This window comes from Sphingopyxis sp. H050, assembly GCF_001468265.1.
In the GTDB taxonomy this organism is placed as follows: Bacteria; Pseudomonadota; Alphaproteobacteria; order Sphingomonadales; family Sphingomonadaceae; genus Sphingopyxis.
Map to the genome: position 1 here is coordinate 215,414 of NZ_LNRZ01000005.1, position 10,974 is coordinate 226,387.

The 10,974-nt window shown below is 64.6% G+C and carries 7 protein-coding genes; 6 read left to right on the top strand and 1 reads right to left on the bottom strand.

Translation table 11 applies throughout. The features are described from left to right. Positions 1-116 precede the first annotated feature (116 nt). Positions 117-1,145 (top strand): D-alanine--D-alanine ligase family protein, encoded by a 1,029-nt coding sequence (locus ATE67_RS12155; protein WP_058816932.1) that lies wholly within the window; start codon positions 117-119, stop codon positions 1,143-1,145. Then, entirely contained in the window at positions 1,142-2,002 is an 861-nt protein-coding gene (locus ATE67_RS12160; RefSeq protein WP_082660340.1) for an NTP transferase domain-containing protein, read from the top strand. Before ATE67_RS12155 ends, ATE67_RS12160 begins: the two co-directional genes overlap by 4 nt. On the opposite strand, the gene ATE67_RS12165 is transcribed toward ATE67_RS12160, so the two are convergent. Further along, on the bottom strand, positions 1,923-3,368 hold the full coding sequence (locus ATE67_RS12165) for an 8'-apo-carotenoid 13,14-cleaving dioxygenase (protein WP_058816933.1): 1,446 nt from the start codon (positions 3,366-3,368) through the stop codon (positions 1,923-1,925). The genes ATE67_RS12160 and ATE67_RS12165 overlap by 80 nt on opposite strands. Positions 3,369-3,454: 86 nt before the next feature. Between ATE67_RS12165 and ATE67_RS12170 the strand changes: the two genes are divergently transcribed. The 4 genes from ATE67_RS12170 to rpoB all read left to right on the top strand — a co-directional run bounded on the left by ATE67_RS12170 (position 3,455) and on the right by rpoB (position 10,962). Beyond that, the gene (locus ATE67_RS12170; RefSeq protein ID WP_058817090.1) at positions 3,455-4,069 is read left to right on the top strand and encodes a TetR/AcrR family transcriptional regulator; all 615 of its coding nucleotides are present in this window, start codon (positions 3,455-3,457) and stop codon (positions 4,067-4,069) included. Positions 4,070-4,162: 93 nt separating this feature from the next. Further along, positions 4,163-5,962 carry a sensor domain-containing diguanylate cyclase gene (locus tag ATE67_RS12175; protein ID WP_058816934.1) on the top strand — a complete coding sequence of 600 codons (1,800 nt, stop codon included), beginning with the start codon at positions 4,163-4,165 and terminating at the stop codon, positions 5,960-5,962. A 244-nt stretch (positions 5,963-6,206) separates the two neighbouring features. After that, the gene (locus ATE67_RS12180; protein ID WP_156416999.1) at positions 6,207-6,524 is read left to right on the top strand and encodes a hypothetical protein; all 318 of its coding nucleotides are present in this window, start codon (positions 6,207-6,209) and stop codon (positions 6,522-6,524) included. A gap of 259 nt (positions 6,525-6,783) precedes the next feature. Further along, the gene (gene rpoB / locus ATE67_RS12185) at positions 6,784-10,962 is read left to right on the top strand and encodes a DNA-directed RNA polymerase subunit beta (RefSeq protein ID WP_058816936.1); all 4,179 of its coding nucleotides are present in this window, start codon (positions 6,784-6,786) and stop codon (positions 10,960-10,962) included. Positions 10,963-10,974 lie beyond the last annotated feature (12 nt).

Here is a 10,974-nt window from a genome sequence, read left to right on the forward strand (position 1 = left end):
GGGAAGACCATGACCCGCGAATTACCGGCGCAAGATGACATAGATTTGGCGTTTTGGTTGCAGCACAGTCATTGAAAAGTCATCGGCATGAAACCTGAGCGTGGTCAGAGCATCACATGCGAACCAACGACCTTGCACCCACCCGGCTGCCCGATCGCTTGCGCGATACGCAGCGGCTTCTCTTCATCGCCAAGCACGCGAAATGGACCGGCGGGCTCCATAGCGAAGACGGCAACCACGCGCTCTATCACCGCGAAACGCGCGAGATACTGGAAGGGCTCGGCATCCCGCTGGTCGTCGCCGACACTTATGCCGACCTGTTTACCCGGCCCGACGCCGACTTCGTCTTTCCGCTGCTGAATCGCGGCGGCTTCTATAACAGCGAGATGCTGCTGCCCTTGCTCTGCAACCGGCTGGGGCTGCCCTATGTCGGCGCGTCGCCGATCGTGCGCGGCCTTTCCGACGACAAGCATCTGACCAAGCTTGAAGCCGCGGCGCGCGGTATCCCGACCGCGCCCTGGTCGCTGTTCCGCCGCGGCGCGCCCGTCGACGTCTCGCGCTGCCCGCCGGCGAAGCGCTGGGTGATCAAGCCGAACAACAGCTCGGCCTCGTGGGGTATCCGAGACGCGCACGACCGCAGCGAACTCGCGCAGGCCATTGCTGAGATCCATGCGCTCGACCATGACACGATTGTCGAGCCCTTCATCGACGGCAGCGACGTCGAGGTGCCGGTGATCACCATAGACGGCGAGCCGGCGATGTTGCCGATGATGATCTTCGAGCAGGCCGACCCCAGCCACCTGCGCACCTATCATGAAAAGCGCGATCTGGTCGACCGCAGCCAGAAATACAGTCTCAAGCTGTTCGACAACGCCGAAATCGGCGCGCGGCTGATCGAATATACGCGAGCGATGGCCGAAGTCTTTCGGCCGTTCGATTACGGACGCTTCGAGTTTCGCGTCGATTTCGCGACCGGTGAGATCCGGCTGCTCGAGGTCAATCTCAATTGCAACCTGTGGTCGGAGAAGGTTTTCGGCCGCGCCGCGATCGCGGCGGGCTTCAGTCAGGCCGACCTCATCGAGACGATCGTGTCCGAAAGCATGATCCGCCAGCTCGTCGGTTTCGCGCGGAGGGATGCGGCATGAGCGGCTCGATCCTGATCCTCGCGGGGCGCCGGCCGGGCGCGGTCGATGCGCTCGCCGAGGCGCATGGTGTCGGCGACAAATGCCTGGTGCCGGTCGCGGGCCGCGCGATGATTGCGCATGTGCTCGACAGCGCGGCGCAGACCGATGCGACACGCATCTTCGTCTCGACGCATCATGAAACCCTGCTAGACGCTCTCGCCGACGACGTGGTCGAGAGGCTCGGCGAGCGTCTCGTCATCGTTGCGGCCGCTGACAACCTCGCGGACTCGGTGCTCGCGGTCGCCGATCGGGCCGCGTTTCCGCTGTTCATCACCACCGCGGACAATTGCCTGCTGACCCCGGCGACGATCATGGAGATCGGCAGCGAGGCGGCACGGCTTGGCGTCGGAGCGGGGGTCGCGCTGGCGCGGCGCGAGGATGTGCTGGCGGCGCATCCCGAGGGGCAGCGGCGCTTCTATGAGTTTTCGGACGTGACCGTGTCGAACTGCAACGCGTACTGGATCGGCGACCGCGCTGCGCTGAAGGCGGCCGAGGCGTTTCGCGGCGGCGGCCAGTTCGTCAAGAAGCCGATCCGTGTGATGCAGGCGTTCGGATTGATCAACCTGCTGCGCTTCCGTTTCGGGCTCGGCCCGATCCAACATATCTTCCAGCGCATCTCGCGCCACCTGAAAGTCGACATCGCCCCGCTGCTGGTGAGCAACGGGGCGACGGCGATCGATGTCGACAACGAGCGGTCGCTGCGCGTGACCGAGGCGCTGATGAAGCGCCCCGATGGCGTCAATCCGCGACCCAGTTGCCGTGGAACCCCGGCGGAACGCGATGCGGCAGGTGAACCACAGCTTGCGGTGACCCGGTAAAGTCGTCTGCGTTCAGGATGACGAGATCGGTGGTCTCGTCATTCATGTCAACGACGAGGCCGATCAGCCAGCCGTCATCCTCGGCCCCCTGCACGCTGCGCGGGACGAAGACGAACTCGCCGGGGTGCCGGCCGGGGCCGAAATCGTGGGTGTCGGTGGTGCCCTGCTCGAGGTCGTGGCGGAACAGCCGCGTATCGGCCATCTGCCACTCGGACGCTTCGGCCTCGGGGATCGCGACCGTATAGGCATAGCGATAGGTCGTGGTGGTCAGCCGTTCGTCGTAGCGCGGAAATTCCTGCGCATGGTCATGGATAACGGTGCGCACCGAAGTTCGGGCCGCCGGATCGAGCGTCCAGCGCTCCATCCGCGTCTTCCGGCTGTCGGGGCCGCGTGTCGATTCCGCGAACATCGTCTCATGCGCGACGACGTCGACGATGATCTTGCCGTCCGCGGTCTCGAAGGCGTTGGCGGGGTGGAAGACATAGCAAGGTTCGACCGGAACCCAGATAATGTCTTCGGCGCCGCCTTTCCTGGGGAGGAGGCCGACGCGTGCCGGATGTTTTTCGTTCCAGGCATAAGGGAAGCGATAGCCAGCAAGCAGTCGCGACATCGAGAAGGTGACGGGCAGGTCGAGGACGAGCACGTAATTTTTGGTGATCGCACAGTCGTGGATCGACGGGCCATCGCTGACCGGGATCGGAAGCTCGCGGGTCACCTGCGCTTGGCTGTCGACGACGACGTGCCAGACGGTGTTGAAGTCGTCGCCCTTGTAGGTGATCGAATGCATCTCGCCGGTTGCGGGATCAAGATGCGGGTGCGCGGTGTAGGGGCCCTTCAGCGTGCCGTCGAAGGGGTTGTGCGCAATGGTGTTGAGTTCATAGCCGAGTTCGACCGGCTTGCCGCCGGCCTCGACGATCGCGAAGGTGCGGCCGTCGATGCCGACGACGTTGGTGTTGGGGGCGTCGAAGCCGCCTTCTGCGCGCGGCCCGGGCGGGATTTCCTCACCGAGCACGGCGCACGCCTCGGTGCCGCGGACCCAGCGGTTGCGATACCAGTCGGCCCTGCCGCCCGCGATGCGGATGCCGTGGACCATGCCGGCGCCGGTGAACCAGTGATAGCTCGCAGGATCGGGGGCGGCCGCGGGGTTCGGGCCGTTGCGAAGGTAGCGGCCGGTGAGGCTGGCGGGGATCTCGCCTTCGACGCGGAGTTCCTGGAGCGTGAATTCCTCGGTCATCGGGGTGTGGATGCCGGTCAGATAGGGGTGGGCGTCGGCAGGGACGGGGAGGCGTTTGCGGTTGAAATCGGCGACCTTGCCGATGCCCTTGGCAACGGCGCCGCGGATCAGGGTTTCTACATTGCTCGCCATGCTGATGCTCCGTACGGATGTTGTCGAAGGTGCCGCGCAGCGTGGAGGGGATTGCGCTGGCGACTCGGAATGTTTACGGTGACAACATGAGTGATCAAGATAACAGTGTCAACATGGAAAATGCCGGAGCGAAAAGTTCGGGTGCATACCATCATGGCGATTTGCGCGCCGCGGTGATCGCGGCGGGGGTCAAAAGGCTGGAGGAAGGCGACGGCGCCGAACTGGGCCTGCGCGCGCTGGCGCGCGACGTCGGGGTCAGCGCAACCGCGCTCTACCGCCACTTTCCCGACAAGGAGGCGCTGCTCGACGCGCTGGCCGACGAAGGGCTGCGGCGGCTGGGCGCGCAGCAGGCGCAGGCGTGGCTGAAGGCCGGCGGCGGGCGCGCCGGTTTCCTGGCCACCGGCGTAGCCTATGTCCGCTTCGCGCATGAGGAGCCCGCGGTTTTCCGGCTGAGCTTCACCCGCCAGATGTCGCAGCGCGCCCGCGATGAGGGCAGCGACGGCGGCGAAGTTGCCTATAACCTGCTCCGTGCGGGCGTCGCGCAGGGGCTGCCGCATCTGGAGGACAATGCCGACGCCGCGGCGCTGCACGCCTGGTCGCTCGTCCATGGTCTGGCGATGCTGATCCTTGACCGGCGCGTCGAATGGGACGAAGCCATGGTGGAGGAGGTCGTCGGGATGACCTTCGGGGGAATAGACTAGAACAGCGCCCGGTCGGTCAGGACACGCGGCGAACGGGGTGGGCCGCGGCACATGTTAGCCAAATATTTTCCAGTTTCGGGGTAGCTTGACGGCATGACGCGGTCGTTCACCCCCAGAGTCGAAGCGGCACTCTGGTCGCTGTCGACGGCGCTCGGCTATTTCCTGCTCGCCGCGCTGTCGCTTTACGCGACCAAGGGCGCGGACAATATCGCCGCCGTCTGGCCGCCGAGCGGCTATTTCCTCTCGCTGCTGCTGTTGATGCCCGCGCATGCGCGGGCGGCGTCATTCGGCGCGATGGCGGCGGCGAGCCTGGGCGCGAATATGTGGGGCGGCAACACGGCATTGACATCCGCGGCCTTCACCCTGGCCAACGCCTGCGAGGCTTATGTCGCGATGTGGCTCATTCGCCGGCGCGAACCGGGCGAGCTGTCGTTCATGGTCCCGCGGTCGGTCGCCAATTTCTGCGTCGCCGCCATTTCCGCGAGCATCCTCAGCGCCTCGATCGCGACGCTGTTCGTGGGTTTGGGGCTCGCCGGACGCAGCATCGACTTTTTCCTGTCGTGGCTGACCACCGTGTCGCTCGGCATGCTGATCGTGACGCCGCCGATCGTCATGCTGGCACGGCTGGTGACGTCGAAGGCGCTCGACAACGCCTCGATGGCGATGAAGGGCGAAGCGCTTGCCATCCTGACCGCCGCGGCGGCGTTGACCGCGGTCTCCTTTTCGCAATCCTATTTTCCCACGACCTTCCTGCCCGCCATCGCGGTTGTTGCCGCCGCCTATCGCCTCGGTCCCTTCGGGGCGGCGACGGGGATGCTGATCGTGACGGTCATCACCGCCTTCCTGACCGGGCAGGGCGAGGGGCCGATGGCGTCGATCGACGGCAACCAGCGCGCCAAAATCCTGTTCCTGCAATTCTATCTGCTGGTGCTGCTGTTCACCTCGCTGCCGCTCGCCGCGCTGCTGGTCGTGCAGCGGAGGCTCGCCAAGCGGCTCGAGCAGAGCAATCAGCGCCTGCTGCAGGCGGAGGCCGCGGCGCATGTCGGCCACTGGCGCGTCGACCTGATCCGCTGGACCATCCAATGGTCCGACCAGACCTATCGCGTGCACGGGTTGGAGCCCGGCACGCCGGTGGGGGTCGATTACAGCGTCAAGCAATATGTCGAAGAGGATGCCGAGGCGGTGCGCGCGATATTGGCGGCCGCGGTCCAGACCGGCGAGCCGTTCCAGTTTCAGGGCCGGATCCGCCGCACCGACGGCGAAATCCGGCACGTCAAATCCCACGGCTCGATCGAGATGGGTCGCGGCGGCAGGGCCGTCGGCATCTTCGGCACGGTGCAGGACGTGACCGAAACGGTCGAGAACGCCCGCATCCTGGAGGCCGCCCGCAGCGCGGCCGAGCGCGTTGCGAACACCGACATGCTGACCGGCATGCCCAACCGCCGCCATACGCTGGCCTTCCTCGAAAAGGCGCTGGCCGGCGCGCGCGAGCATGGCGCCCCGCTGGCGGTTGCGATCTTCGACATCGACCATTTCAAGCGGATCAACGACACCTTCGGTCACGCGGTCGGCGACAATGTCATCCGCCGCGTCGCCCAGCGCGCCAAGGCGGCGCTGCGCGAGGAGGATCTGGTCGGCCGCGTCGGCGGCGAAGAGTTCGTCTGCATCTTCCAGCGGTCGAGCGCGCAGGCGGCCGAGATGCTGGCCGAGCGCATCCGCAAGACGATCGAGATCGACGAAGCGCGCCCCGACGGCCTGCCCGAAGTGACGATCAGCGTCGGGCTGGCGATCTATGACGGCGAACCCGATGTCGAGGAATTGCTGCACCGCGCCGATCAGGCGCTCTACGCAGCGAAGCGCGACGGCCGGAACCGGATGCGGAAAGCGGCGTAGGTTGGCGCGGCATGACGGAAGTCAGGGGCGACTGGAAGCTGCCTAACCTACCGCCGTTCGCATCGGGCCCTTCGACTGCCTTGGCAGGCGCTCAGGATAAACTTCCGGCGGCGCCGGAAGTCGAGATGCCTCTCGGCGTGGCGCGAGGTTGAGGGGTGTCTCGACTTCGCTCGACACGAACGGAAAGGGAGGTGACCGCTAACGACCGATTGCGGACATCAACGATAGCGGTATGCTTGCCAGCATGACGGGCTTTGCAGATCGCGTTCGCATCAAACGCACCGAGGAGACCGAACGGCTTGGCTTAGCAGGTCGTGAGGGGCAGGTGTTTGGCCATACTACGCCATCCGTCACCGAGGTCGCAGTCGTGGGCGCGCCATCTGAGGATTATGCCGTCAACGTTCATTTTGATGAATTGGACGAGGGATTTTGGTTTGCCGAAAACCTTGTTGAGCTAGTGGATCATGCCGCGGGGACGGTAATTTCCTTCGAAGGCCAAGATACTGAATGGGTGCGTCTGCCGAATGGCGAGTGGCAGGAAAAGTCCTCACTCACCAAATGACTGCTTCCCACCCCAAAGCTGGCTTTGGTATCCGCTGCATCGGCCCGGCCCGTTGACACCGCGCGCGTCCAATCCTATATCGCCGTCACACCTGATCGTCCGAGATAGAGCCTGACTTTGCGCAACGGGCTGTACGGATAGGGCGTTCGGGATTTCGAGATGCGTTGGAAAGCTGCGGTAAACCGGCAACGGTTGCTTGCGGCTTTTTTGCGTCTCTCCTGCGCTCGCGAGCTATTTTCTTAAGGCGAGACAATCACTTATGGCGACCAAGGCGAAGTCGGTGGGCAAGGCCCTCGAAGCAACCGCGACCAAGCGGATCCGCAAGCTGTTCGGCAACATCCACGAAGCGGTGGAAATGCCCAACCTCATCGAGGTTCAGCGCGAATCCTATGAGCAGTTCCTGCGCTCGGATCCCTCGGTCGGCTATGTGTCGGGCCTGGAAAAGACGCTGCGCAGCGTGTTCCCGATCCGCGACTTCGCCGGCACCGCCGAGCTCGACTTCGTCCATTACGAACTCGAAGAGCCGAAGTATGACGTCGACGAATGCCGTCAGCGCGGCATCACCTATGCGGCGCCGATGAAGGTCACGCTGCGCCTGATCGTCTTCGAAGTCGACAGCGAAACCGACACCCGCTCGGTCCTCGATATCAAGGAGCAGGACGTCTACATGGGCGACATGCCGCTCATGACCGAGAACGGCACCTTCTTCGTCAACGGCACCGAGCGCGTCATCGTGTCGCAGATGCACCGTTCGCCGGGTGTGCTGTTCGACCATGACCGGGGCAAGACCCACTCGTCGGGCAAATATCTGTTCGCCGCGCGCGTCATTCCGTATCGCGGCTCGTGGCTCGACTTCGAATTCGACGCCAAGGACATTGTCAACGTCCGCATCGACCGCAAGCGCAAGCTGCCGGTCACCAGCCTGTTGTACGCGCTGGGCATGTCGGGCGAGGAAATCCTCAACCATTTCTATGACCGCCTGGTGTTCGAACGCGCCTCGAACGGCTGGAAGGTTCCGTTCGTCGTCGAGAATTGGCGCGGCGCCAAGCCCGCGTTCGACGTCGTCGACGCCAAGACCGGCGAAGTCGTCTTCGCCGCCGGCCACAAGATCAGCCCGCGCCTGGCCAACAAGGCCGCAAAGGACGGGCTCGACACGCTGCTGATCCCGACCGAGGAAATCTTCGGTCGTTATTCGGCCTATGACCTGATCAACGAAGCGACCGGCGAGATCTATATCGAGGCCGGCGACGAAGTGACCGCCGAGAATCTCGAGAAGCTCGACGCCGCGGGCATCGACAAGCTCGTGCTGCTCGACATCGACCACAACAACACCGGCCCCTGGATCCGCAACACGTTGAAGGCCGACAAGGCCGAAGACCGCGACCAGGCGCTTTCGGACATCTATCGCGTGATGCGCCCCGGCGAACCGCCGACGCGCGAAACCGCGGAAGCGCTGTTCGACGGCCTGTTCTTCGACAGCGAGCGCTATGACCTGTCGGCCGTCGGCCGCGTCAAGCTGAACATGCGCCTTGGCCTCGACGCCGAGGACACGGTCACCACGCTGCGCAGCGAGGACATCCTCGCGGTCGTCAAGGAACTGGTGAACCTGAAGGACGGCAAGGGCGAAATCGACGACATCGACAACCTCGGCAACCGCCGCGTGCGTTCGGTCGGCGAGCTGCTGGAAAACCAGTATCGCGTCGGCCTGCTCCGCATGGAGCGCGCGGTGAAGGAGCGCATGAGCTCGGTCGACGTGTCGACGGTGATGCCGAACGACCTGATCAACGCGAAGCCCGCGGTCGCCGCGGTGCGCGAATTCTTCGGCTCGTCGCAGCTCAGCCAGTTCATGGACCAGACCAACCCCTTGTCGGAAGTCACCCACAAGCGCCGCGTGTCGGCGCTCGGGCCGGGCGGTCTGACCCGCGAGCGCGCGGGCTTCGAAGTCCGCGACGTCCACCCGACGCACTATGGCCGTATCTGCCCGATCGAAACGCCGGAAGGCCCGAACATCGGTCTGATCAACAGCCTCGCGACCTTCGCGCGCGTGAACAAATATGGCTTCATCGAGACCCCGTACCGCCGCATCGTCGACGGCAAGGTCACGAACGAGGTCGTCTATCTGTCGGCGATGGAAGAGTCGAAGCACACGGTTGCGCAGGCGAACGCCGACCTCAACCCCGACGGCAGCTTCATCGACGAGCTGATCTCGGCGCGCGAAGCCGGCGAATTCCTGATGGCGCCGCGCGAGCAGATCACGCTGATGGACGTGTCGCCGAAGCAGCTTGTTTCGGTCGCGGCCTCGCTCATCCCGTTCCTGGAAAACGATGACGCCAACCGCGCGCTGATGGGATCCAACATGCAGCGCCAGGCCGTTCCGCTGCTCCGCGCCGAGGCTCCGGTCGTCGGCACGGGCATGGAAGGCACCGTGGCGCGCGATTCGGGCGCAGCAATCGCGGCGCGCCGCGGCGGTGTGATCGACCAGGTCGACGCGACGCGTATCGTCATCCGTGCGACCGATCTCGTCGAACCGGGCAAGTCGGGCGTCGACATCTATCGCCTGCAGAAGTTCCAGCGGTCGAACCAGAACACCTGCATCAACCAGCGTCCGCTGGTGAAGGTGGGCGACGTGGTCCGCACCGGCGACATCATCGCCGACGGTCCGTCGACCGAGCTTGGCGAACTGGCGCTCGGCAAGAATGTGCTGGTCGCGTTCATGCCGTGGAACGGCTATAATTATGAGGACTCGATCCTCATCAGCGAGCGCATCGTGAAGGACGACGTCTTCACCTCGATCCACATCGAGGAATTCGAAGTCACCGCGCGCGACACGCGCCTTGGCCCCGAAGACATCACGCGCGACATCCCGAACGTCGGCGAGGAAGCCTTGCGCAACCTCGACGAAGCGGGCATCGTCTATATCGGCGCCGAAGTCGGCCCGGGCGACATTCTGGCCGGCAAGATCACCCCCAAGGGGGAATCGCCAATGACGCCGGAAGAAAAGCTGCTGCGCGCGATCTTCGGTGAAAAGGCCAGCGACGTGCGCGACACCTCGCTCCGCCTGCCGCCGGGCGTGTCGGGCACGGTCGTCGAAGTCCGCGTCTTCAACCGTCACGGTATCGACAAGGACGAGCGCGCGATCGCGATCGAACGCGAAGAGATCGAGCGCCTGAAGCAGGACGCCGACGACGAGCGCGCGATCCTGAACCGTGCGACCTTCTCGAGCCTCAAGGACCTGCTGATCGGTCAGACGACCAGCGCGGTGCCGAAGGGCCTGAAGAAGGGCGACGTGGTGACCGAAGAGATGCTGGTCGATCTGGACCGCGCCGACTGGTGGAAGCTCGCCGTTGTCGACGACAAGGCGCAGACCGCATTGGAAGCGATCAAGGCGCAGTATGACGACGCGATCAAGCGGATCAACGCGAAGTATGAAGATCGCGTCGAGAAGCTGCAGCGCGGCGACGAACTCGCGCCGGGCGTGCTCAAGATGGTCAAGGTCTTCGTCGCGGTGAAGCGCAAGCTGCAGCCGGGCGACAAGATGGCCGGCCGTCACGGGAACAAGGGCGTCATCAGCCGCATCCTGCCGAACGAGGACATGCCGTTCCTCGAAGACGGGACGCCGGTCGACATCGTGCTGAACCCGCTGGGCGTGCCGTCGCGCATGAACGTCGGGCAGATCCTGGAAACGCACCTTGGCTGGGCCTCGCGCGGCCTCGGCCGGCAGGTGACGCAGGCGCTGGACGAATGGCGCGACGCCAATCCGGACGCGACGGGCGGTCAGATGCCCGAAGCGGTGCGCGACCAGCTCGAGCATGTCTATGGCGCCGAATATCTGGACGACATCAAGTCGCGCGATGCCGAAAGCATCGTCGAGCTGGCGTCGAACCTGCGCGTCGGCGTGCCGTTCGCGACCCCGGTGTTTGACGGCGCCAAGGAAGCCGACGTCACCAACATGCTGACCCTCGCGGGCCTGCATGAATCGGGGCAGTCGGACCTGTACGACGGCCGCACCGGCGACAAGTTCGATCGCAAGGTGACCGTGGGCTACATCTATATGCTGAAGCTCCACCACCTGGTCGACGACAAGATCCACGCGCGTTCGATCGGGCCGTACAGCCTCGTCACCCAGCAGCCGCTGGGCGGTAAGGCGCAGTTCGGCGGCCAGCGCTTCGGTGAAATGGAGGTCTGGGCGCTCCAGGCCTATGGCGCGGCGTACACGCTCCAGGAAATGCTGACGGTGAAGTCCGACGACGTGATCGGCCGCACCAAGGTTTACGAAGCGATCGTCAAGGGCGACGACACCTTCGAGGCCGGCATTCCCGAAAGCTTCAACGTGCTCGTCAAGGAAATGCGCTCGCTGGGCCTCAATGTGGAACTGTCTTCCTATGCGGAGATCGATCCCGACGAGGGTCCGGACGCTCTTCCCGAAGCCGCCGAATAAGATTTTTCCTCA